This window comes from Alcaligenes aquatilis, assembly GCF_003076515.1.
Lineage (GTDB): Bacteria > Pseudomonadota > Gammaproteobacteria > Burkholderiales > Burkholderiaceae_B > Alcaligenes > Alcaligenes aquatilis.
In genome coordinates, this window is the sequence record NZ_CP022390.1 from 3462742 (window position 1) to 3486299 (window position 23558).

The 23558-nt window shown below is 57.0% G+C and carries 20 protein-coding genes; 12 read left to right on the forward strand and 8 right to left on the reverse strand.

Annotated elements, in window-relative coordinates:
• The first annotated feature begins 65 nt into the window (after positions 1-65).
• The 4 genes from CA948_RS15840 to CA948_RS15855 all read left to right on the forward strand — a co-directional run bounded on the left by CA948_RS15840 (position 66) and on the right by CA948_RS15855 (position 2929).
• The gene (locus CA948_RS15840) at positions 66-257 is read left to right on the forward strand and encodes a DUF3460 family protein (protein ID WP_009458738.1); all 192 of its coding nucleotides are present in this window, start codon (positions 66-68) and stop codon (positions 255-257) included.
• A gap of 45 nt (positions 258-302) precedes the next feature.
• A complete protein-coding gene (locus CA948_RS15845; RefSeq protein WP_094197816.1) occupies positions 303-1145 on the forward strand; it encodes a segregation and condensation protein A in 843 nt (280 codons plus the stop codon).
• 11 nt (positions 1146-1156) lie between these two features.
• Positions 1157-2005: a pantoate--beta-alanine ligase gene (gene panC / locus CA948_RS15850; RefSeq protein ID WP_108728512.1), complete on the forward strand. Its 849-nt coding sequence runs from the start codon at positions 1157-1159 to the stop codon at positions 2003-2005.
• A gap of 648 nt (positions 2006-2653) precedes the next feature.
• On the forward strand, positions 2654-2929 hold the full coding sequence (locus tag CA948_RS15855; RefSeq protein WP_094197814.1) for a response regulator transcription factor: 276 nt from the start codon (positions 2654-2656) through the stop codon (positions 2927-2929).
• A gap of 1 nt (position 2930) precedes the next feature.
• Here CA948_RS15855 and CA948_RS15860 read toward each other — a convergent pair whose 3' ends face one another.
• Positions 2931-3569, reverse strand: coding sequence for a hypothetical protein (locus CA948_RS15860; RefSeq protein ID WP_094197813.1), 639 nt, complete (start codon positions 3567-3569; stop codon positions 2931-2933).
• A 133-nt stretch (positions 3570-3702) separates the two neighbouring features.
• Here CA948_RS15860 and coaE point away from each other — a divergent pair, with 133 nt between their 5' ends.
• From coaE to CA948_RS15890, 6 genes are all read left to right on the forward strand, one after another.
• On the forward strand, positions 3703-4350 hold the full coding sequence (gene coaE, locus CA948_RS15865) for a dephospho-CoA kinase (protein ID WP_094197812.1): 648 nt from the start codon (positions 3703-3705) through the stop codon (positions 4348-4350).
• A 4-nt stretch (positions 4351-4354) separates the two neighbouring features.
• Positions 4355-5110, forward strand: coding sequence for a cell division protein ZapD (gene zapD / locus CA948_RS15870; protein ID WP_094197811.1), 756 nt, complete (start codon positions 4355-4357; stop codon positions 5108-5110).
• A 221-nt stretch (positions 5111-5331) separates the two neighbouring features.
• The gene (locus CA948_RS15875) at positions 5332-6603 is read left to right on the forward strand and encodes an efflux RND transporter periplasmic adaptor subunit (protein WP_108728513.1); all 1272 of its coding nucleotides are present in this window, start codon (positions 5332-5334) and stop codon (positions 6601-6603) included.
• A 3-nt stretch (positions 6604-6606) separates the two neighbouring features.
• Positions 6607-9693, forward strand: a complete 3087-nt coding sequence (locus tag CA948_RS15880) for a multidrug efflux RND transporter permease subunit (protein WP_108728514.1) — start codon at positions 6607-6609, stop codon at positions 9691-9693.
• Positions 9690-12794 (forward strand): efflux RND transporter permease subunit, encoded by a 3105-nt coding sequence (locus CA948_RS15885; protein ID WP_094197808.1) that lies wholly within the window; start codon positions 9690-9692, stop codon positions 12792-12794. Before CA948_RS15880 ends, CA948_RS15885 begins: the two co-directional genes overlap by 4 nt.
• A gap of 6 nt (positions 12795-12800) precedes the next feature.
• The gene (locus CA948_RS15890) at positions 12801-14276 is read left to right on the forward strand and encodes an efflux transporter outer membrane subunit (RefSeq protein WP_108728515.1); all 1476 of its coding nucleotides are present in this window, start codon (positions 12801-12803) and stop codon (positions 14274-14276) included.
• Positions 14277-14576: 300 nt separating this feature from the next.
• Here the strand turns inward: CA948_RS15890 and CA948_RS15895 are convergent, their stop codons facing one another.
• From CA948_RS15895 to CA948_RS15905, 3 genes are read right to left on the reverse strand one after another with little or no spacing between them, the layout of a single operon-like run.
• On the reverse strand, positions 14577-15302 hold the full coding sequence (locus CA948_RS15895; protein WP_166727095.1) for a spermine/spermidine synthase domain-containing protein: 726 nt from the start codon (positions 15300-15302) through the stop codon (positions 14577-14579).
• The gene (locus tag CA948_RS15900; RefSeq protein ID WP_108728516.1) at positions 15299-16300 is read right to left on the reverse strand and encodes a Nudix family hydrolase; all 1002 of its coding nucleotides are present in this window, start codon (positions 16298-16300) and stop codon (positions 15299-15301) included. The genes CA948_RS15895 and CA948_RS15900 overlap by 4 nt, the downstream gene beginning before the upstream one ends.
• The gene (locus tag CA948_RS15905) at positions 16293-17159 is read right to left on the reverse strand and encodes an ATP-binding protein (RefSeq protein ID WP_094197805.1); all 867 of its coding nucleotides are present in this window, start codon (positions 17157-17159) and stop codon (positions 16293-16295) included. Before CA948_RS15905 ends, CA948_RS15900 begins: the two co-directional genes overlap by 8 nt.
• A 173-nt stretch (positions 17160-17332) precedes the next feature.
• On the opposite strand from CA948_RS15905, the gene ispB reads away from it, so the two are divergent.
• Both ispB and gltS read left to right on the forward strand, forming a co-directional pair.
• Positions 17333-18298: an octaprenyl diphosphate synthase gene (gene ispB / locus CA948_RS15910; RefSeq protein WP_094197804.1), complete on the forward strand. Its 966-nt coding sequence runs from the start codon at positions 17333-17335 to the stop codon at positions 18296-18298.
• Positions 18299-18551: 253 nt separating this feature from the next.
• The gene (gene gltS, locus CA948_RS15915; protein ID WP_108728517.1) at positions 18552-19781 is read left to right on the forward strand and encodes a sodium/glutamate symporter; all 1230 of its coding nucleotides are present in this window, start codon (positions 18552-18554) and stop codon (positions 19779-19781) included.
• 183 nt (positions 19782-19964) lie between these two features.
• Here gltS and CA948_RS15920 read toward each other — a convergent pair whose 3' ends face one another.
• From CA948_RS15920 to CA948_RS15935, 4 genes are read right to left on the reverse strand one after another with little or no spacing between them, the layout of a single operon-like run.
• Positions 19965-20867 carry a TIGR01777 family oxidoreductase gene (locus CA948_RS15920; RefSeq protein ID WP_094197802.1) on the reverse strand — a complete coding sequence of 301 codons (903 nt, stop codon included), beginning with the start codon at positions 20865-20867 and terminating at the stop codon, positions 19965-19967.
• A 37-nt stretch (positions 20868-20904) separates the two neighbouring features.
• The gene (locus CA948_RS15925) at positions 20905-21696 is read right to left on the reverse strand and encodes an SDR family NAD(P)-dependent oxidoreductase (protein ID WP_108728518.1); all 792 of its coding nucleotides are present in this window, start codon (positions 21694-21696) and stop codon (positions 20905-20907) included.
• A 5-nt stretch (positions 21697-21701) separates the two neighbouring features.
• Positions 21702-22262 (reverse strand): DUF3833 domain-containing protein, encoded by a 561-nt coding sequence (locus CA948_RS15930; protein WP_108728519.1) that lies wholly within the window; start codon positions 22260-22262, stop codon positions 21702-21704.
• A complete protein-coding gene (locus CA948_RS15935; protein ID WP_108728520.1) occupies positions 22259-23554 on the reverse strand; it encodes an MFS transporter in 1296 nt (431 codons plus the stop codon). Before CA948_RS15935 ends, CA948_RS15930 begins: the two co-directional genes overlap by 4 nt.
• Positions 23555-23558: the final 4 nt, after the last annotated feature.

Sequence of the window (23558 nt, forward strand, 5' to 3'; positions counted from 1 at the left end):
CTGGTGTGCGGTGCAGTAAACTCAAACTTTTCTGTTATCCAATTTATTTTAGGCGTACAGGTATTATGGCAAAGAATTTCGAATCCGAAATTACCCAGTTTCTTAAACAGTATAAAGAGCAGAACGCGGATACCGAAGCACGGCAGCGTGAAGGCCGCTATCGTCTGTGGGACAAGCAGATTGATCAGGAACTGCAAGATGGTTACAAGGCTGCTCGTACGCCTCAAAAACCTTACGTGTACTACGAAAACAACTAAATCTGTACGCCTGCGCCTGTGACTGAGATTGCACAGCAGCCCGTTGTGGATACGCCAGCTCCTCAGCCCGAGGATGTGCTGGCGCGTCTTTATGGTGAGCCGCTGTTTGCGATCCCCCAGGATCTGTACATCCCGCCTGATGCGCTGGAAGTGTTTCTGGACGCTTTTGAAGGCCCGCTGGATCTGTTGCTGTATTTGATTCGCAAGCAGAACTTCAATGTGCTGGACATTCCGATGGCTCAGGTCACTGGGCAATATTTGGCTTATGTCGAGCAGATTCGCGCCACGAATTTGGAGCTGGCGGGCGAGTATCTTTTGATGGCGGCGCTGCTGATCGAGATCAAATCTCGGATGTTGTTGCCGGTGCGGCGCGCGGACACGGGTGAGGAAGTTGAGGATCCGCGTGCAGAGCTGGTGCGTCGTTTGCTGGAATACGAGCGCATGAAGGAGGGCGCGCGTCGTCTGGACGAGTTGCCCCTGATGGGACGCGATTATCTGTTGGCTAACGCTCAGGCCGAGTTGGTTGTGGAAGCCATTCCGCCCGAAGTGAGTGCGGATGATTTGCGCCAGGCCTGGCTGGGTATCTTGAAGCGCGCCAAGCTTAATGCCAGTCACAAGATTACGCGCGAGCAGTTGTCGGTACGCGATCACATGAGCCAGATTCTGCGACGTTTGCAGCACGTGCGCTTCATGGAGTTTACTGAGCTGTTTAATGAACGTCTGGATCAGGGTGATCCAGCGGCGGTGCTTGTCGTGCATTTTCTGGCCATGCTGGAATTGGCACGAGAGTCACTGCTTGAAATCACGCAGGCCGAGCCCTACGCTCCTATTTATTTGCGCCTGACCTATATTCGAGCGCAGGCCGATGGGCCTGATCTTATTCCGTAGCGGAGAATTTTTTGAAAGTCGTCCATAACATCCAAGAACTGCGCGATCAGCTCCAGGGTCAGACACGCGTGGCATTTGTTCCAACCATGGGGAATTTGCATCGAGCCCACCTGGACTTGATGAAGATGGCTCGCCAGCATGGCGATCCGGTGGTGGCCAGTATTTTTGTCAATCGTCTGCAGTTTGGTCCTAACGAGGATTTTGACCGTTATCCGCGTACCTTGCAGGATGATGCGGCCAAGATGGAGCAAGAGCGCGATGTCTACGTCTTGTTTGCTCCCTCGGAGCGCGAGATGTACCCGGAGCCGCAAAGTTTCCGTGTCAGCCCGCCTGATCATTTGGGTCGAATTTTGGAAGGCCACTTCCGTCCGGACTTCTTTGAAGGGGTCTGTACGGTTGTGTTGAAGTTGTTTTCCTGTGTGCAGCCGCGTGTGGCCGTATTCGGGAAGAAGGATTATCAGCAGTTGATGGTGGTGCGCCAGATGGTGCGCCAGTTCCAGTTGCCGGTAGAGATTCTGGCTCACGAGACGGTGCGGGAAGAGGATGGTTTGGCCATGTCTTCGCGTAATCGCTATTTGAGTCCCGAAGAGCGCGCTCAGGCCCCGCAGATTTATGGCACGCTGCAGGAGATGAATGAGCGTTTGCAGCAAGGTCAAAGCCGCGAGCAGATCGAGGCTTATGCGACCAAAAAGATGTTGGATCTGGGCTGGAAGGTGGACTATATGGCCTTGCGTCGTCAGTCGGACTTGCTGGAACCAACTGAAGAGCAAATCGCAGCTGGTGAGCCTTTGGTGGCATTGGCCGCGGCCAAGTTGGGCGCGACGCGCTTGATCGACAACCTGGAAATGGTTAAAGCCTGATTTCTTGTGTTATTTGGTGAGAAAAGCACAGCTTTTGCTGTGCTTTTTTTATACCTGTGTGGTTTGATTTTGTAGTCTTTGTCTTTGTCTTTGTCTTTGTCTTTGTCTTTGTCTTTGTCTGTGCCTGCTTTTCTGGTCGTGGGTAGTAGCGGTCTTTGTTCCTTCAAACTATAGGTGGACTCAGTACGTCGCCCCTCTGGCGCGAGGCTCAGGGGGAAGGCGGACTACTTGCCGGTGCTGTGCACCGGTGCCCTTGGCCAGAGATAGCTCCGGGCGCAGTCTGAATCGCCGTCCCCCTGAGCCGCGCGCCAGAGGGGCTCATCGCCGTGGAGTCGGCATCTCTGATGGCTGTTGATGGGTGGGGTTTGTGCTCGTGCCTGCCCGCTTAATAATTTTGACCTAGGTGAGTAATTTGATTGTGGTGGGCGGTAGGGCGCTGGTTTTGCCTAGGCTTATCGCTAATTTATCGGCAGAAATGGCTGTTTTCCGACACATTGAAATTCTTGTCTTTATATTAGTCCTGTGACAAAAACATCCCGTATAAGTTAACAGTCGTGTAGTCCCTGCCTAAAATGACAAACTCTGTCTATGGTTAATTCTTCACCTCGCAGGCGGCCTGTTCGCCTGGTACAGATATACGAGACTGACATGGTATTGAATAGTCACCTTCCCGCCTCTGTGCTTTTTGCAAGCCTGACTCCGCGCGAGCGCGACGTATTGTCTTATATCGCTATTGGTAAGGCGAATAAGGTTATTGCGGCTGAATTGGAGATTTCCCAGCGTACGGTTGAAGCGCATCGGGCACGCGTTTTCCAGAAGTTACGCGTGCGCAATGCGGTTGAGTTGACTCGTTTTGTGTTCAGCGAGCCAGGTCTGCGGGATGTGTTACCGCCCAGCTTGATGGGCGGCCTGTCTGCGCCTTAGCTTAGCGGCAAGCTGGGTTGGCCTGGCCGTCCAGTTCGCTGACCGGGTCGATGTCGGCTTGGCGAGTCAAGTGGCTTTCCAGTGTGGGGCGCTGCTGGTTGAAGGTGTTGATACGCAAGACGTTGTTGTTCACAAAGCTCAGGTCTGCCAGCGTCGAGTCGTTATCGGCCAACAGGGCGATGCGGGTGGGTTGTGTACCGATTGGAACCCAGCAGCCGCTCTTGTGGTGTTCTTGACCCGCGCCGACTGGGGTGGCACGCATACGCCATTGCCCTGCGGGAGCCAGGGTGACGCTGATTTTGTAGGGCTCGCAAGCGCCGCTTTGTGGCGGGCAGGATAGGGTGCCCAGGAAGGTTTTGGGTTCAGCCAGTTCGGGAACGCTGCGATCTGCCTGGACGGCGGGCTGTTCAGCGCGGGCCGGTGTAATGGCGTGCAGGCCTTCCTGGTTGCCAAACCCCAAATTGATTTGTGAGGGGGCACGGGCGGTACTGCTGCCTTGCGCTTGGCGCAGGGCGTCTTTCTGAGTGGAGCCACGGCCTTCGTTAGGGCTGGGCTGAACGGGCGCCTGGGCACATGCGGCCAGTAAAACGACCGAAAGCAAGGTAAGGGAGCGCAGAGGGGAAATCGTGGAGAAAGACATGGCGGGCTTCCGTGGACGGGTTGATAGCTGAATTCTACGCTAGACCAGGGGGGCGGGACAGTCTCAGGCCTATTGCGGGTAGGAGGATTGGCGCGGGTACGTTACAGTTTTGTTTTTTATCTGTGGATTGTTCATGCTGACGATTGGGCTGACTGGTGGAATTGGATCGGGCAAGAGCCAGGTGGCCCATTTTTTTGCCTCTTGGGGGGCGGCCGTTGTGGATACGGATGTGATCGCGCATGAGCTGACCGCGCCCGGTGGCCTGGCCATTGAACCGATTCGTGCCGCCTTCGGTACGCAGGCCTTGGCAGCGGACGGTTCCATGGATCGGGATTGGATGCGGGCCTGTGTGTTTGCTGACCCCAATGCCCGCCATCGCCTGGAGGCCATCATTCATCCCTTGATTTGGGATGTAACAAAAGCACAGGCCTTGAAAGCGCAAGGATGTTATCTTGTTGTGGTTGTACCCTTGCTGCTGGAGTCAGGACGATGGCGCGACCGTGTGGATCGGATTTGCGTTGTCGATTGTGATGAAGCGACCCAGATCGCGCGCGTACAGAAGCGTAACGGGCTGGCAGTGGCCACAATTGAACGTATCATGGCAGCACAGGCGCAACGTCAGCAACGCTTGGACGTGGCCGACGATGTGGTTCTGAACGATGGGCAGACGACTTTGCCTCTGTTGGAAGAGCGGGCGCGGGCAGTACACCAACGCTGGTGTGCCTTGACGGCCCGACACCACGACGTGTCTGACCCTACAGTCGACAAAAAAAGGTTTTAAACGCGTGACTCTATACGAATACCCCTGCAATGAGCGTGTCCGGGCTTTACTGAGAGTCGAGTATTTGTTCGATAGGCTGTTTCATTTTTCAGCCAACCAGGATGCGTACTCGCATCAGATCGCTGTAGCGACTTTGTTTGATTTGCTGGACATCTCGGATCGGACCGATTTACGTTCTGCCGTTCTTCAGGATCTGGAGCGTCAGCGCGTGGCGCTGGCTGCGCTGCGCGAGCACCCCGGTGTTCAGCTGCAGGCGCTGGACAAGATGATTGAGCAAATTGTGCGTGCGGCTGCTGACCTGTCGGCCCAAGGGCGGGTGGGGCAGGGCCTGCGCGACAATGAATGGTTGACCAGTTTGCGGGGCCGGGTAGCGGTGCCCGGCGGTACGTCTCAGGTGGACATGCCTTCTTATTATTCCTGGCAGCAGCGGCCCGATACGGATCGTGTCCAGGACCTGCGCCGCTGGTCGGAGTCTTTCCTGCCGCTCTATCATGGTCTGGCCTTGATTTTGCGCTTGCTGCGCCAGTCGGGCGACCCGGCTGACCTGCTAGCTCGCGACGGCTCTTATCAAGAAATGCTGGCAGGCAAGACCTTCCAGTTGTTGCGAGTATGGGTGGATGCCGGTGCCTGCATCTATCCGGAAATGAGCGCTAACCGCTACGTCATCTGGATACGCTTTGTGCAGCAAGACAATCAATTGAAACCGCAGGCCGTAACGGTAGATATCCCCTTTAGGCTAGCCCGTTGCAACTTTGGCTAACAACGCTGTTCATATAAGGTTCAGATAGCCGCTTTTATACTTGCTGGGCCAGCGTGGTCTAGCAAGGGGGCTGTTTTGTCAGCGCTTGTATCTCTTGATCGTTTCAGGCTAATTGCTATCGTGTTTTGGCGGCATAATGCGTGTCGCCGTCACGATAGGTAGTGCTTAAACGCTTATTAGACCGTGCATAGAGACAATTAAGTTTTAGCCGGGGAGTATTCATGTCGGAGTTGAACACAGGCAAAGGTCGGCGGTCCCGATCCTTCTATGTCTGGGTGTTGGTAGGGCTGCTGCTGACAGCAGGCCTTGTTTATTACGCCTTGTCTTCCCCTTCAGATACACCTACCCCCATGCGCGGGCCGCGCGGCATGATGGGGGCCACCAAAGTGCCGGTTCAGGTAGCCACAGTCAAGACGGGTTTGATCGACCAAACAGTCAATGCGATTGCCACGGTCAAGCCCTTGCAGACAGTTGCGGTACGCGGTGAGGTCGATGGCGTGCTGGAGCGTATTCACTTCAAGGATGGGCAGCGTGTGAAGGCCGGCGATTTGTTGGCCGAGATTGATCCGCGTACCTACCAAGTGCAACTGGATCAGGCCCGTGGACAACTGGCACAGAGTCAGGCTCAGTTGAAGGGGGCGCAGCAGGAGCTGGCTCGTCATCGCGTCCTGTTCCAACAGAATTCGATTGCTCGCCAGGCCTTGGAAACCAAGGAAACGGCTGTTCAGCAGTTGCAGGCTCAGATCAAATCCAATCAAGCAGAAGTCGCTAGAGCCCAAGTGCAACTGGATCGCACACGTATCACGGCGCCTCTGGATGGCCGCTTGGGCCTGCGTAAGCTCGATCAGGGCAATCTGGTCTCTGCCGGTAATACCGACGGGATTGTCGTGATTACTCAGGTTGATCCCATCGGCGTGGAGTTTTCCTTGCCGCAGAACCAATTGAGCAGTCTGCTGGAGGCCATGAAACAAAGCGAGTCGCCTTTGCGTGTGTCCCTGATCGACAGCAAAGCTCAGCTCTTGTCGGATAAAGGCCGCTTGCAGGCTCTGGATAATCAGATCGATATCAATACCGGCACGCTGAGAGTGAAGGCCGAGTTTGATAACGACGACGAAACTCTGTTTGCCAATCAGTTCGTCAATGCCCGCGTCTTTTTGGGCCAGGAACAAGGTCTGCTGATTCCATCGCATGCGATACAGCGGGGTTCGGTAGGGACCTATGTGTACACCCTGGATGACGAGGATAAGGTTCATATTCAGGTGGTGGAGCTGGGTACTGCCACCCTGGAATCGACGCTGATTAAAACTGGCCTGAAAGAAGGCGATCGCGTGGTGGTGGAGGGCACTGACCGTTTGCGCGAAGGCTCGGAGGTCGACGTGATGCAGCAAGATGGCCAGGCCAAGGAAAAACCGGCACCAACTGATGCAGGCGCTCAAGCAGAGCAAGGCGCACGTTCGGGTGAGGGTCGCCGTCCACGTCCTGCAAGCGAGTAAGTCGTGAGCATGTCGCGTATCTTTATCCTGCGCCCGGTGGCTACCACCTTGGCGATGGTGGCTTTGCTGGTGTCCGGTTTGCTGGCCTATCGCATGTTGCCCGTGGCCGCTTTGCCGCAGGTCGATTACCCCACCATCCAGGTGGTTACGCTTTATCCGGGCGCCAGCCCGGATGTGGTGGCGGCCTTGATTACCTCACCGCTGGAGCGGCGCTTTGGCAGTATGTCTGGGTTGTCGCAGATGATTTCGTCCAGTTCGGGTGGGGCATCGCGCATTACCTTGCAGTTCGATTTGGGCTTGCCCCTGGATGTGGCCGAGCAAGAGGTGCAGGCGGCGATTAATGCCGCCTCTACGATGCTACCCAATGATTTGCCCGCGCCGCCTATCTATAACAAGGTCAATCCGGCTGACACCCCAGTTATTTCCCTGGCGGTGACCTCCCCCAATATGCCCTTGCACGAGGTGCGTGACCTGATTGATGTACGGGTCGCACAAAAGCTCTCGCAGGTGACGGGTGTGGGTCTGGTCAGCATTGCGGGTGGTCAGGAGCCGGCCATGCGGATTCAGGCCGATCCCAACGCGTTGGCAGTGCGTAATCTGACGCTAAACCATCTGCGGCAAGCCGTTGTTGCAGCCAATGTGAACCAGCCTAAAGGTAATCTGGATGGGCCTCAGCGCTCCACCAGTATCGGCGCCAACGAGCAGTTGAAAACCGTACAGGATTACGAAAACCTGATCGTCAGCTATAAGGACGGTGCGGCTGTACGCCTGGGAGAGCTGGCCAAGGTGGTGCGGGACGCTCAGGATGTGCGTCAGGCTGCCTGGATGGGCACCGTGCCCGCGATCTTGTTGAATATTCAGCGACAGCCTGGGGCCAATGTCATTGATGTGGTGGACCAGATTCAAAGCCTGCTGCCGGAAATACGTCGTTCCTTGCCGGTTGGTGTGGATGTGACCGTGGCCACGGACCGGACCCAGACCATTCGGGACTCGGTTGACCATGTGCAAAAGGAAATGATGCTGGCCATCGTGCTGGTGGTGCTGGTGACGTTTGTGTTTCTGCGCACGTGGACCGCCACGCTGATCCCTAGTGTTGTCGTGCCTATTTCCTTGATCGCCACCTTTGCCATCATGCTGATGTGGGGCTTCAGTATTAATAACCTGACCCTGATGGCCTTGACGGTTGCCACAGGTTTTGTGGTTGATGATGCGATCGTGATGATTGAGAACATCGCCCGTTACATCGAAAAGGGCGAAACCGCTTTGCAAGCCGCCTTGAAGGGCGCGGCGCAGATTGGTTTTACCTTGCTGTCCTTGACCATCTCCTTGATTGCCGTGTTGATCCCGTTGCTGTTCATGAGCGACGTTATTGGCCGCCTGTTCCGTGAGTTTGCCATTACCCTGGCCGTCGCCATCTTGCTGTCCCTGTTCATTTCGCTGACGCTCACGCCCATGATGTGTGCGCGCATGCTCAAACCCGAGAACGAGCGCCAGTATGGCCGCTTCACCACCTGGTTGGGGAACCGGATGGACCGCATTATTGCGGCTTATGACCGTGGCCTGATTGTGGTGCTGCGTCACCAGACCTTGACCTTGTGGGTTGCGGTGGGGACGGTGGTCTTGACGGGCCTGCTGTACGTGATTGTGCCCAAAGGCTTTTTTCCACAACAAGATACCGGCTTGATTCAGGCCATTACCCAAGGGCCGCAAACCGCCTCGTTCCGCGCCATGGGCCATTTGCAGCAGCAAGCTGTGGCGATTGTGCTGGAAGACCCGGATGTAGAGGCCGTCACCTCATTTATCGGGGTAGATGGCACGAACGCCACCTTGAATAATGGCCGTTTGCAAATTGCCTTGAAGCCGATTGGCTCGGGCCGGGCCAGTGCCAATGAAATCATGGACAGGCTCAATGAGCGCTTGAAGGATATTCCCGACTTATCGGTGTATCAGCAGTCCATTCAGGAACTGACGGTAGACGACCAGATCAGTCGCAATGTGTACCAGATGGCTTTGTCTGACCCAGAGACGGAGGTGTTGACCACCTGGATGCCGCGTTGGCTGGATGCCGTCAATGCCTTGCCGCAGATTAAAGAGGCGTCCATGAGCCTGCAAAACGATGGCCTGCAGGTTCTGCTGGATATAGACCGGGATGCGGCGGCTCGTGTGGGCGTGACCAAAGCAAATATTGACGATGCGCTCTATGACGCCTTCGGACAGCGTTTGATTTCCACAATCTACACGCAGTCTGCCCAGTACCGGGTCGTGCTGGAGGTCAAGGATGAGTACCGCCAAGGCCCGCAGGATCTGGAAAATATCCATGTGATGACGGCAGCAGGCACACCCGTGCCGATTACGTCCTTGGCGCGGATCGATCTGGTGCCAACCACGCTATCGGTGGAGCGCTTGGGGCAGTTCCCGTCTGTGAATGTGTCCTTTGATCTGGCCGATGGTTATTCCTTGTCTGATGCCATTGAAGCGATTGAAACCGTGCCCGACCAGATTGGCATGCCCACCTCGATTGATACCCGCTATCTGGGTGCCGCCAAGGCGTTTCATGCTTCCTTGTCCAGCACACTGTGGCTGATGCTGGCTGCTGTGCTGACCATGTATATCGTGCTGGGTGTGTTGTACGAAAGCTATATCCACCCGATTACTATTTTGTCGACCTTGCCCTCGGCAGCGATTGGGGCGCTGCTGGCCTTGCTGTTGGCCGGACGGGATCTGGACATGGTGGGGGTAATCGGGATCATCCTGTTGATTGGTATCGTGAAAAAGAACGCCATCATGATGATCGACTTCGCTTTGGAGGCGCAGCGCGAGCAGGGTATGAGCCCTCAGGAGGCGATTCATCAGGCCGCCTTGCTGCGTTTTCGCCCCATTCTGATGACAACGCTGGCCGCCTTGTTCAGTGCCATTCCACTGATGCTGGCGACCGGCTCTGGCGCCGAGCTGCGCCAACCTTTGGGATTGGTGATGGTGGGCGGGCTGTTAGCCAGCCAGGTGTTGACCTTGTTTACGACCCCCGTTATCTACCTGTTCTTTGATCGCTTTACCCGTCGTGGTGCTCAGTCGGTACGCGAGCCGTCATGAAGCGTTTGCTAGGGCTGTTTATCTTCCGGCCAGTGGGCTCCAGCCTGCTGGCACTGGCCATGGTGCTCATGGGGGCTTTGGCCCTGCGTTTATTGCCTGTGTCGTCGTTGCCGGAAATGGATTTTCCGGTGATCGCGGTCTCGGCCAATTTGCCCGGTGCCAGCCCTGAAACCATGGCCTCCAGTGTGGCCACCCCACTGGAGCAGGCACTAGGTTCCATTGCCGGTGTCTCTGAGATGAGTTCCCGCAGTAGCGAGGGTTCCACCCAGATCATACTGGTGTTCGATCTGGACCGAGATATTGAAGGGGCCGCCCGTGATGTGCAGGCCGCTATCAATCAGGCTCGCCCGATGTTGCCGTCGGGTATGTCCAGTGTGCCCACCTACGAGAAGGTCAACCCCTCGTCCATGCCTATCATGGTGCTGGCGCTGACGTCGCAAACGGCGAACAAGGCGCAGCTTTTTGATATGGCCAGTGGTATTGTCCAGCAGAAACTGGCTCAGATTCCGGGGGTGGGCTCGGTCGAGGTGGGCGGTGGCTCTTTGCCTGCGGTACGGGTGGGGCTGAACCCCAAGGCGTTGGCCTCGGCCGGTATTGCGCTCGATGATGTGCGCTCGGTGATCAATAACGCCAACAGCCTGCGTCCCAACGGCTATCTGGAAGGTGAGCAGGGCCAGTGGCAGATCAATTCAGGGAAACAATACAATCAGGCCCGTTTTTTTGAGCCCTTGGTTCTGAAGAATCAGGACGGGCAGGTTATCCGTTTGGGAGATGTCGCCAAGGTCGAGGACTCCGTCGAGAACATTCACAGCCTGGGGTATTGGAATAACCAGGAAGCTGTTTTGCTGATTGTGCGTCGGCAGGCCGGTGCCAACATTATTGAGACGGTCAATACTATCCGCGCGCGCTTGCAGGATATCGAGGAAATGCTGCCCAGCCAGGCGCAATTGACGGTGGCGCAGGATCGCACCCCCAGTATCCGCGCCACGCTGGAAGAGGCCCAACTGACGCTGATTATTGCGGTGGCCCTGGTGGTGCTGGTGGTCTTGCTGTTCCTGCGAAACTGGCGCGCTGCCTTGATCCCCGCTATCGCCGTGCCTGCTTCCTTGATTAGCACCTTTGCTTTCATGCATTTGTTCGGCTTTACGCTGAACACCATTTCCTTGATGGCCTTGATTGTGGCCACGGGCTTTGTGGTGGATGACGCCATCGTGGTGCTGGAAAGTATTATGCGTTACCTGGAAAAAGGCTTGTCCCCTATGCGGGCGGCCTTGCGCGGGACGCGCGAGGTGGGCTTTACCGTCACGGCCATGAGCCTGTCGCTGGTGGCGGTGTTTATTCCCTTGTGGTTGATCGGGGGATTGGCTGGGCGCCTGTTCATGGAGTTTGCCGTCACCTTGTGTACGGCCGTGCTGGTGTCCCTGGTGATCTCCTTGATGCTGACTCCCATGATGTCCGCCCGATTGCTGCGCCCAGGACCGCAAGAGCATGAGTCTACCCATCCCCTTAGTCGTTTTCTGGGCTGGATAGGCAGTGTCAGTTGGCGTGCTTACCGTCGCTCTTTGGATTGGGCGCTCAAGCATCATCGCCTGATGTTGTTTTCCTTGTTCGCCACGATAGGGTTGAATGTGTACCTGTATGCGGTGGTGCCCAAGGGGCTGTTTCCACAGCAGGATACCGGTCAGTTGATGGGGTTTTTCCGGGTCGATAGGGGCACCTCGTTCCAGTCCATGGAGCCTAAGCTGGAGTACTTCCGTTCCATCCTGAATCAGGACCCGGACATCCGTTCGGTGGCTGTCTTTGCCGGTGGTCGTAGTGGTAGCACCTCGTCCTTCATTCTGGTTGAGCTCAAGCCCATGGATGAGCGCAAAGCCAGCACAACAGATATTGTGAATCGCCTGCGCGATCCTTTATCCACCACGCCGGGTGCGCGCATGTTCATGGTGCCTCAGCAAGATATTCCGGTCGGTAGCGGCGGCGGCGGGCGCAGTGGCTCTTATGACTACTCCTTGCTGGGGAGCGACCTGGAGTTGCTGAAAACCTGGTTGCCCAAGGTTCAGCAGGCCATGGCCGAATTGCCTGAACTGGTAGACGTGGACACAGGCACGGATGACAAGGCTGGCCTGGTTCAACTGGAAATTGATCGGGATATGGCAACGCGCCTGGGCGTGGATATGTCCATGGTGGCAGGGACCTTGAACAACTCCTTCTCCCAGCGTCAGGTTTCCACAATTTTTGGACGGTTGAACCAGTATCACGTTGTCATGGAGGTCGAGCCGCGTTTTGCTCAGGATCTGGAGTCTTTGAAGGAGATTGAGGTCGTTGCCAAAGATGGCACGCGCGTGCCTTTGTCCGCCTTTACGCGCTTTACGACGGGCACCGCGCCGCGCAGCATTAACCACATGGGTTTGCTGGTGGCCGAGTCTGTGTCTTTTGGTTTGGCCGAAGGCGTCACCCTCAGTCAGGCGACAGAGGCCATTGAGCAGGCCATGGCCCGGATTCAGTTGCCTACCCGCGAGATTCAGGCCGGCTTTGAGGGCAATACGGCGCAGATGCTTGATGCCCTGGCCAAGCAACCCCTTATGTTCCTGGCCGCCTTGGTGGCCTTGTACATCGTGCTGGGGATGTTGTACGAGAGCTATATGCACCCGCTGACCATTCTGTCCACTTTGCCCTCGGCTGGGATTGGGGCCTTGCTGGCCTTGATGATGACCAGTGGCGAGTTCAATCTGATTGCCATGATCGGAGTATTTTTGTTGATTGGTATCGTCAAGAAAAACGCCATCATGATGGTGGACTACGCCTTGCAAATGGAGCGTGAGCGCGGCATGGGCTCGCGTGAGGCTATTTACGAGGCCTGCCTGGTGCGTTTCCGCCCCATCATGATGACAACCTTGTCCGCTATTTTTGGCGCTGTTCCTTTGATTCTGGCCTCCGGGCCGGGCGTGGAAATGCGCCAGCCGCTGGGTGTCACCATTGTGGGTGGTTTGGTGCTCAGTCAAATCCTGACTTTGTACACCACGCCCGTGGTTTATCTTTATCTGGATCGTTTGCGCCATCGCTTCATGCGCCGCAAGAACCAGACAAACTTGAATACATAAGCTGATATGCCTATTTCTACTGCCACGATGTTTCCGCGCTTTGCACTGGCTGGGATGGTGCTGCTCCTGTCCGCATGTGCCGTTGGCCCTGATTATCAGCGGCCTGAGGCCCCAGTGGGGGAGCACTTTCGGGAAAAGGTGCGTTCCACGGCCTGGAAGCAGGCTGAACCGGCTGACTTGAAGGATCGCGGCCCCTGGTGGGAAAGCTTTAATGACGGCGTGCTCAATACCTTGATGCAAAGCCTGAACGAGCAGAACTTTAGCTTGCAGCAAGCACAGGCACGCGTCCGGCAGGCGCAAGCCACCTTGTCCAACACGCGCTCGACTCTGTTTCCGAAAGTGGACAGCTCGGTCGGAACCACGCGACGGGGCGGCGGCTCGGGTGATACCAGCCAAAGCAGCAGCGCTTACGATGCCAGCATCACCGTGAATTGGGAAGTGGATTTGTGGGGGCGGATTCGCCGTCAGGTAGAAGCGGGTGACGCAGGCCTGCAAGCCAGTGCTGCGGATATGGCCGCCACGCGTTTGAGCCTGCAGTCGCAATTGGCCCAAACTTATTTGCAGTACCGCAGTGTGGAATCCAGCGAACGCGTGCTGGATGAAACTGTGGCCGCGTACGAGCGCTCTTTGCAAATTAATCAGAATCGTCTGGACGCCGGTTTTTCGGCCCCGGGAGACGTAGCGGCAGCCTTAAGTCAGCTTGAAAACGCACGTACTCAGCGCCTGGCTTTGAATCGTGAAAAGGCCTCCTATCAGCATGCCATGGCGGTGTTGGTGGGCCGTGCGCCGTCCCAGTTCGAGGTGGTGCCGCATGCGCCTTGGCCAGTGGCTCCGGATATTCCGGTGGGCTTGCCATCCAGCTTGCTGGAACGTCGCCCCGATGTGGCCCGGGCCGAGCGTCGTATGGCGCAGGCCAATGCCCAGATTGGTGTAGCCAAAGCCGCCTGGTTTCCCAGCTTGAGCCTGAAAGCCAGCGGGGGGTTTAGCAGCAGTGATTTAAGTGAATGGCTGACGGCACCCGCGCGTGTCTGGTCCCTGGGGCCTGCCTTCGCCCTGACCTTGCTGGATTTTGGAGCGCGTCGTGCACAAGTCGAGCAGGCCAAGGCCAGTTATGACGAACAATTGGCGGCTTACCGCCAGACGGTTCTGGATGCGCTGAAAGAAGTGGAAGATGCCTTGTCGGAGCGTAATGGCCTGGAGCTGGAGCAAGCCAGTCAAGCGCGTTCTCTGGCGGCGGCCCGCGAGTCCTTGCGGCTGACGCGCAATCAGTTTGATGCCGGTCTGGTGGATTTTCTGAGTCTGGCGCAAACCCAGGCCACGGCCCTGTCAGCCGAGCGGCAGGCCTTGGATCTGGAGTCTCAACGCTTGCGGGCGGCAGTCAAACTGATGGTGGCCTTGGGCGGCGGCTGGGATGTAGCGACTGGCCTGAACCCCGAAGAGCCGAAAGCGGTGGAAGCTGATCCAGCCGCTAAAGCAGAATAGGTTCGGCCTGACCTACACTGACCTGACCTGACCTGACCTGACCTGACCTGACCTGAATTGATCTGATCTAGTCTGATCTGATTTAGGTTAGGTTTGGTTTGGCGTTGACTAGGCTCCTTGGCGCTTGGTTTGGTAATTTCACCATGCTCTCCGGCCTGGGGCTGGACCGGAGCGGCAACGTCCGGTTTGCCCGTATGGACCAAGCAAAGATTGGACTACCTCCCAAGATTGGGGCTGCAGTTTGCTTACTTGTAGTTCAACTGCGGCTCATTCATTGCTTGATATTGCGCGGAAACCGCCTCAGTCCTGGTCCATCCAGGCATATAGCCCGTCAACCCATTCCTTGCCGTCGTCCAAACCCAAGAGGGCGTGGATCTCTTCAGCACGTTGGTACAAATCATCAAAATCAATTTGTGGCGGGTCTACAAAGGCCAGGGCAACCAGATTCCCGTCATGGGTTTCAGGTAGCCAGACCACGGCAGAGAAGCTCTCTTGCAACGCATGCAGATTGCGCGCATGTACCCGTTCCGACCCCAGTAAATTGACCGTCAATAGTCCTTGCGGCCCCAGAGCTTTGCGGCAGGCCTGGTAAAAGGCTTCGCTTTCCAGTGCAGGGTGCTCGGCCTGATCAGAGTAGACATCAACTTGCAGCACATCCAGCTCGCCATATACCGCGTCCAGATAGTCCAGCGCGTCTACCGTGTGTACGTTCAAGCGTTGGTCGTCGGGCGGTAAATTGAACAGCAGCCGGCTGGCTTGCACCACTTCCGGATTGATTTCCACCGCGTCGATACGCGCCTGGGGGAAATGCTGGTAGCAAAAGCGCGTCAGACTGCCTGCGCCCAGGCCAAGCTGGGCAATACGGCGCGGATCGGTCTGGAACAAGCTCCAGATCATCATTTGACGGATGTAGTGCAGCTCCAGCTGATCGGGAGCATCCAGGCGCATGGCGCCCTGCACCCAGGCCGAGCCCAGGTGCAGGTAGCGCACGCCTTCGTGTTCCGAAATAGAGACCTGCGGCATCATGCCGGGTCGCTGTCCAGCATATGGCGTATACCGGCAATGCCGTGTGCGCCGTGATTGCGGGCTTGAGCCAGAGTGTTGGCCGATTGTCCGCCGATTGCAAACACAGGCAGGCCAGCTTGTTCGGCCAGACTGGCAAAACGGGCCCAGCCCATACCGGGATCGCCGGGATGAGAGGCGGTTTCCAGGACATGGCCCAGAACCAGAAAGTCCGCCTGGATTTTGCGGGCTATTTCAATATCACTTTCATTGTGCGTAGACATGCCGATCAAGCCTTTGCTGATCGCGGGAAATGTCGCCAGGGTGTCGTGGCATTTCGCGGACAGGGCTTGGGCGTCGCTGGCGCGCAAGTGCACACCATCGGCGTGGTCCCACCAGCTCTCGGGGTGCAGACTGTTGACCAGGCAGCGCGCTTGGTAACGCTGGCACAGGTTCACCACTTGCAGGAACGCCTGGTGCAAATGGAACTCGGCATCAGGTCGGGCAGCCCAGGCAGGCTCACGAAACTGAACCAGGGCCGGGCCTTGTTGCAGAGCTTGTTCCAGTTGTTCCAGATAGGCGGGTAAGCGGGCTGGCTCGTCGATGTTGCTAATCAGATAGCGTTCGGGCAGTTGCAGCCATTTCAGCGGCGGTTCGGTAGCAGGCAGTACAGGGCCGACTTCCAATGGACCTTTAGGGTTGACCCAGGCAAGCTCCTGGCCTTCCAGGCACTGTGGTTCGCCTTCCCATTCCCGCACCAGACAGAAAGAGAGTTTGACGAAGTTCTTGGGGTATTCGTGTGTATAGGTGACCCAGGGGTGTGCGTGGGTCGTTTCAATGCCGAGTTCTTCGCGCAGTTCCCGTACCAGTGCCTGTACGACGCTCTCGCCCGCTTCAATCTTGCCGCCAGGCAATTCCCACCAGCCTGGCCAGGGTTTATCGGCTGGGCGTTTTCCCAGTAGCACTTGGCCGTGTTGGTTCAGTAAAACGCCAACGGCCACTTCCAACGTGGGTTTAGACATGTCTAGCGGTCCAATCTCTAGCAAATTGACGTGCTACCCGGCCGGAGCGCGAGCCACGTTCCAGAGCCCATTGCAAGGCTTCCGTACGCGAGCTTTCGATGTGTTCTGCAGGGCAACCCAATGCGCCCAGCCAGTAATACACAATGTCCAGATAGTCGTCTTGTTTAAAGGGGTAAAACGACAACCATAGTCCAAAGCGCTCGGATAGGGATACCTTTTCTTCAACGGCCTCACCGGGGTGGATCTCGCCGTCTGCGGAAGTGGAGGTGCTCAGGTTCTCCTTCATGTATTCAGGCATCAGGTGACGTCGGTTGGACGTGGCGTAGATCAGTACATTGTCGCCAGGGGAGGCCAGTGAGCCGTCCAGCACGGATTTGAGCGCCTTGTAACCGGCTTCGCCTTCTTCAAAAGACAGGTCGTCGCTGAAGATGATGAAGTGTTCGGGGCGCTTGCTGATCAGGTCAATGATGTAACCCAGATCGCCTAGATCGGACTTGTCCACCTCGATCAGGCGCAGGCCCTGGTCGGCAAATTTGGCCAGCATGGCTTTGACCAGCGAGCTTTTTCCCGTCCCGCGCGCACCGGTCATCAAGACGTTATTGGCGGGTTTGCCTGCCAGAAAATGGCGGGTGTTGCGCTCAATAATGCTTTTTTGGCGTTCGATATGGTGCAGATCGTCCGGTTGGATGGTGGCGACGTGCGAGACACCTTCCAACCAGCCACGCGTACCATTGGTGCGCCAGCGAAATGCCACGCAATCCCAGTTGACAGGAGGGGGAGCAGGGGGGAGCCAGGCTTCCAATTGAGCGAGAACCCGCTCGGCCCGGCTGATCAGGGTACTCAGGTCTTGCGAGCTCAAGACGGTCTCCGTTTCAGGTTGAAACGCTTATTATCGCTAATTTGGCACCTTTTTCTGCGATCACTGTTGTGCTGGACGCGTAACAATGGGCCCAAAGCGATTCAAGATCGTATAATCACTCAGTTATGGTTGGCCGCTACGGGCCCCCTCCCTTACTCGTCCGGAATTCTGTTTTGAACCTGTCCACCCTGATTGAACCTATTGCCGACGACATGAAGGCTCTTGATGTCGTCATTCGTGAGCGCTTGAATTCGGATGTGGTGCTGATACGCACAATCGGCGAATACATCGTTAGTGCGGGTGGCAAACGTATGCGTCCCGCGCTTTTGTTGCTGGTAGCCCGCGCACTGGCTTATCAGGGGAACACGCATCATTTGCTGGCTGGCGTTGTGGAGTTCATCCACACGGCCACCTTGCTGCACGACGATGTCGTTGATGAATCCGATATGCGTCGCGGTCGCCACACGGCCAATGCCGTCTATGGCAATGCAGCCAGTGTGTTGGTGGGTGACTACCTGTACTCGCGCTCTTTCGAGATGATGGTGCAGTCGAACTCCATGCCTGCCATGGCCGTGTTGTCGGCAGCCACCACGGTGATCGCTGAAGGCGAGGTCTTGCAACTGCTGAACGTACACGACCCGGACGTTTCTCTGGAACGTTACCTGCAAGTCGTGCGCTACAAGACAGCCAAACTGTTTGAGGCGGCCGCGCAAGTTGGCGCGATTGTGGCCGGAGCTTCGCCCGAGATGGAAGAGGCCATGGCTGCGTATGGTCGTCACCTGGGTACGGCCTTTCAACTGGTTGATGATGTGCTCGATTACACCGGTGATGCCCAGGCATTGGGCAAGAACGTGGGTGACGATCTGCGCGAAGGCAAGCCCACCATGCCACTGATCCGTGTCATGGAAGTGGGGACACCCGAACAAGTCCAGTTGATCAAGTCCGCCATTGAAACCGGTGATGCGGATTTTGCGGCAGTGGCCCAGGCCATTGAGCAAACTGACGCGTTGGCGTACACCCGCGAAGCGGCCAAGGCGGAAGCCCAATTGGCGGTGCAGGCTCTGGCGGATGTGCCTGAGAGCGAATTCAAGCAGGTATTGCTCAGCTTGTGCGCGTTTTCCATCGAACGCGATCGCTAAGCATCACCTTTTCCCCAACCCGCCGGCAGGCGGGTTTTTTTGTAATAAGGCGGGCCGATTAACGGAAATAGGCGTCATTAGGCGTCTGTTCATGTTATTTTTCTCGGTTTTGCTACGCTGTTGGTGGTCATGCCTTTGTCCCACAAGGACGAAGTAGCAACGATAGACACGCCTATTTGAACAAACTGGTTTGAAGCCTCTGTCAGACACATAGGTGCAGGCCCCTTATTCCAAAGATGTAAGGAACGGATAGATGAATATTCAGCTCGATATAGCGCAAACGGTCGGTTTAGCGGCTGTTTTTCTCGTGCTGGGAGAATATATAAAGAATCGCGTTGCTGTGCTGGCCCGCTATTTCATTCCCAGCCCCATTATTGGCGGTTTGATTTTTGCCTTGATTGCCCTGGTGGGTCACGAGACGGGTTCGTTTCACTTCTCTTTCAACGACGATATACGCAACTTCTTGTTGATGGCCTTTTTTACCACCATTGGCTTTTCAGCAAGTTTCGAGCTGTTGAAAAAGGGGGGGCTGGCAGTGGCCCTGTTTTTGGGCTGTGCGGTTGTCCTGATTATTCTGCAAAACGTGATGGGTGTCACCCTGGCCGCTTTGATGGATGCCAATCCCTTGCTGGGCCTGGCGGCCGGTTCGGTCGCCATGACAGGAGGTCACGGGACCTCCGCCGCTTTTGGCCCCTTGCTGGAGAACGCAGGTGCTGTGGGGGCCTTGCCCGCTGCCATTGCCGCGTCGACCTGGGGGCTGGTGATGGGGTGTGTCATTGGTGGTCCTTTGGGCCGACGCCTGATGAAAAAACACAAGATTGACGGCCCTGCACCACACCGTCGTCATCGTCGCCAGCATGAAGGTGCAAACGTACCCCATGCTATGCAAGCCCAGGTTAAAGAAACCGTTCAGCTTGATGACGGTGGCTTTGAAATGCCGGTCTACGCGGTCGTTCTGCTGTCCATTGCGATTGGGGTGGGCAGTGTCATCATCGAATGGTTGGGTGAGCGCGGCATCGTGCTGCCTGCCTACCTGGGGTCCATGCTGGTGGCAGCCGTTATCCGTAATGTGATTGATTGGCGTCGTTACCGCTTGCCGGAAAAAGAGTTTGAAATTATCGGCAACGTGTCGCTGGCTTTCTTCCTGGTCATGGCATTGATGGTGATGAAGTTGTGGGAACTGGCTCAAGTGGCCGGTCCCTTGCTGGTGATCCTGATTGCCCAGACCGTGATGATGTACTTCTTTGCCCGATATGTGACCTTCAATGTCATGGGCAAGGACTATGACGCTGTTGTGATGTCGGCCGGGCATTGTGGTTTCGGCATGGGGGCAACGCCGAACGCCATGGCCAATATGCAGGCTTTCACGGAAGATAATGGCCCCTCGCGCAAGGCCTTTTTTGTGATTCCCTTGGTGGGCTCCTTGTTCATCGATTTTTTCAACGCCGTGATTATCACCGGCTTTGTGAACTTTCTGACGTAAGCGCGCAAGGCTCAGGCCGCGCCGAACGGCGCGGCAGTGTCTCGTGGCCGGACGCTTGGACGTCACGGACAGGAGGTGTGTGAATTTTGCTCGGGACGGCTTGGGCCAAGGCGATGTCCGAACCTTAGCGTCCGCCGTTTTTTGATGGGCAAGATGGCAAGACCACCTCTGTAAACGATCCGTTCAGGCTTTGTTAAGCACATCCCTTAAGGCCTCGGACAGTTCAGGGTGACGCCAACTGAAACCCGCTTGCTGGGCGCGTTGCGGAATCAGTCGTTGTCCGCCCAGCAGCAGAACAGACATCTCTCCCAATGCCAGCCGTAGCACCCAGGCCGGGGCATGAAACAGGGCTGGCTTGCCCAGCTCTTGCGCCAGGATGCGGGTGAACTCCGCATTGCGCACAGGCTGTGGCGCACACGCGTTATAGGGGCCTTCACAGCTTTGATTGTGCAAAAGGTAGTCGATGAGAGCGACCTGGTCTTCAATGTGTATCCATGGCATCCACTGCTGACCATCACCTAGTCTGGCACCCAATCCCAGCTTGAACGAGGGCAGGAGCCGAGCCAATATTCCTGCATTGTTGGCCAAGACGGGTGCGGTGCGTAGCAAGACCACGCGTACCCCCCATTGGCGTGCCTGTTCGGCCTCTTGCTCCCAGGCCACACAAAGTTGGCTGCCGAAGTCTTTGTGGCTTGGTGCACTGTCTTCGGATAAAGGCTGTTGCCCACCGTCTCCGTACCAGCCTGTGGCTGAGCCCGAGATCAATATGGGCGGCACCGACGCTTGCTGCCCCATCCAGTCCACCAGGCGGCGAGTCAGATCTACACGACTACGCCACAGAAGCTGGCGGCGTGAATCAGTCCAGCGTTGATTGGCAATCGGGGCCCCAGCCAGGTTGATGACGGCGTCAAATGGCGCGTTGCCATTTAGCTCTTCAAGAGTGGCTACGCCTTTTGCGCCCGGGCATAACTGGGGAACTTGCTGCGGGGTGCGGCTCCATACCCAGAGTTCATGGCCCTGAGCTTGCCATTGTTGGCAAAGGGCCTGTCCAATGAGGCCGGTGCCCCCGGTCAGAAGGATGCGCATCGGATTCTCCGTGTTTAACAGTGAGCCGCCGGTGAAATTACATGCCGGTGACACGGCGTACCGCCCAGAAATACCAGCTATCTGGCAAGCATCGCATGAGTTTGACCCAGCCAGTGAAACGGCGAGGAAAGTTCATTTCAAACTGTCCCTGTTTCCAGCCGTGCAAGATATGCTGCGCCGCTTCTTCGGGGGTGATCAGTGCGGGCATCTTGAAACTGTTTTGTGCAGTTAATGGGGTGTCCACAAACCCCGGGTTGATAATGGAAACACCCAGCCCTAAAGGGTGCAGGTCCAGATAGAGGTTTTCGGCCAGGTTGTTCAGCGCCGCTTTGGTGGGGCCGTAGGCCAGGGACATCGGCAGCCCTCGATAGCCGGCCACGCTGCCGACTAAAGCCAGGTGACCGCGTCCGGCTGCAAGCAACATCGGCAGAACCGTGTCCAGCAGGTGCAGTGCGCCGACATAGTTAACGGCCAGATGTCGCTGCATTTCAAGCAGATCGAAGTGCGTCGCTCGTTGAGGCTGGTATCTGCCAGCGCAATACAGCACCAGGTCCGGGGCCTTGTCCGCGTAGGCTTGAACCATTGTTTTGGCCGCCACCATGGAGTCGAGTTGGGTGACATCCAGCGGTACGGCCAGAAAGCCATCTCGGCCATCAGCCAGAGTGTGCAGTGCATCGGCATCTCTGGCCGAGATGATGACACGTGCCCCTTGGGCATGGAGTGCTTGTGCGGTGGCTTTGCCTATGCCCGATGAGGCGCCGACAATCCAGGCGCATTTGCCTTGCCATTGACTGATCGGCGGATTGAGTTTCGTGTGCAGCAGTGCCATCACACTTACTCCTTAGTGAAGGACAAGGTTACGTCACCAAGATGAAAACCAAATTTGCTCATGGCGGCGCGGTTGAGCATGGTGCGACCATCCATCAAATACATCCAGTCGTCCATGTTGACGTTCCAGACTTTGCCGTCCACGGGCAGTGCCAGCACATAATTCCAATGGAAGGCGTTGCCCGCGGTCTGCCCTTGTGCTTGTCCCACCACGTCGTCCGCGCGCCCGGTGTAATGGCCGTCACCCAGATATTTCAAATGCCAGATCCGTTGCTGTGTGGTGCCATCACTGTAGACAAAGTGCTCATCGAGCACGCCTTCATCGCCATTCCAGGTGCCTGTCATGCGCACGGTGAAGCGTTTGACCACTTTGCCGGAGCGGTCTGTGAACAAGCCGTGGGCGGTTAAGGGCCCGTTGAAATACTGACGCAGGTCCAGTTTGGGGCGCTCCTGGGCATAGTCCTGTACGGTGGGCCCTACACACCCAGCCAGCAATCCGGTGAGAGTCAGTCCCAGAATGGCGCGCCGCCAGGGCAGGGTCGAGACACGGCATGTTGTCAATTTCATATCAGTCTCCAGGAGGTGTGAAGGTGCTCAGCGCGCCATAGGCATGCCCACGCCAGCAGTTTGAACAGGCAGGGAAGGCCACCATAGGTCCAGGCCAGCGCCTGCAGGCCTGCCGGGTCGGTCGTGCCGCTGTGGTAACCCAGAAAGGCGAGCAGCGGCAGACACAGCCCGGCGGCTAAAGCCAGATTGAGCTTGGTGGCACAGGCCCACCAGCCCAGATATCGTCCTTCGCCCGAGCCACCGTGACCGGACTCATGGATGACACCGGTCAGCAAAGCGCCTGGCAGTGCCAGATCCGCGCCAAGGGCAAGCCCGCTTGCCAGGCAGATAAGGATGAAGACCTTGCCGTCACCAGCATCAAGCCAGGGTGTTAGCGAAAAGGCGATGATGCTTGCCAGCATGCCAGCGCGCCAACTGGGGGCGAGGCCCCAGCGCGAAACGGCCTTGATCCACAGTGGCAGCCCGGCCGCCGCAGCACCGAAATAACACAAGAGGAAAAGTGGTTGCATATCGGCTGCCTGCAGACGGTCCGTTACGAAAAACGGGAGCAGGGTGGCGGGTATGGCAGCGGCCACACCGTTGAGCATGAAGACTGATAACAGCCGGCGGAAACTGGCATCTGCCCAGGGGGAGGCGGCCTGAGCAGGTTTGATGTGACGATGTCCGTAACGTGTTGGGCTTGCTGTGAATCGTTGCAGACTATGCAGTCCGAGCAAGCCTAGGGCAAGAGCCAGAAAGAGCACGATACTGGTCGCGTCAAAGCCCAGCCAGGTAGGCAAGATGCTGGCCAGCAGGACACCGGCAAGCGTGGCGCCTTCTCGCCATGCCGTCACGCGTGCGCGCCAATGGGGGTCACCTCCCCAACGGGTACCCCAGGCCTGATGCAGTATGCTCACGGCGCTATAGGCCAGGGTGCATACCAGTAGGCTGACCGCCAGCCAGACTAGCGCCCCCTCTTGAACAGCCAGGGGAGGATGCCACAAGGCGGCAAACCCCAAGACCATGATGACACTGCCCAGCACGGCTGCCAGCCAGGCTTGACGTTGTCCTCGATGCAAAAGGCGATCGGCCAGGCGTCCCAATGCGGGATCGAGCACCGCGTCAATGGCTCGAGTGGCAAGCAGTACGGCACCCAGACTGGCCAGAGGCACGCCCGCCACCGCTGCATAGTAATGAGGCAGGTTGACGTATAAAGGCAGCGACACAAAAGCCAGCGGTAGGCCAAGACTCCCGTAAGAGAGCCCTGTACGCCAGTGCAGCGGTGTGGAGGGGCCAAGGTCTTGGGAGGGCATGGTG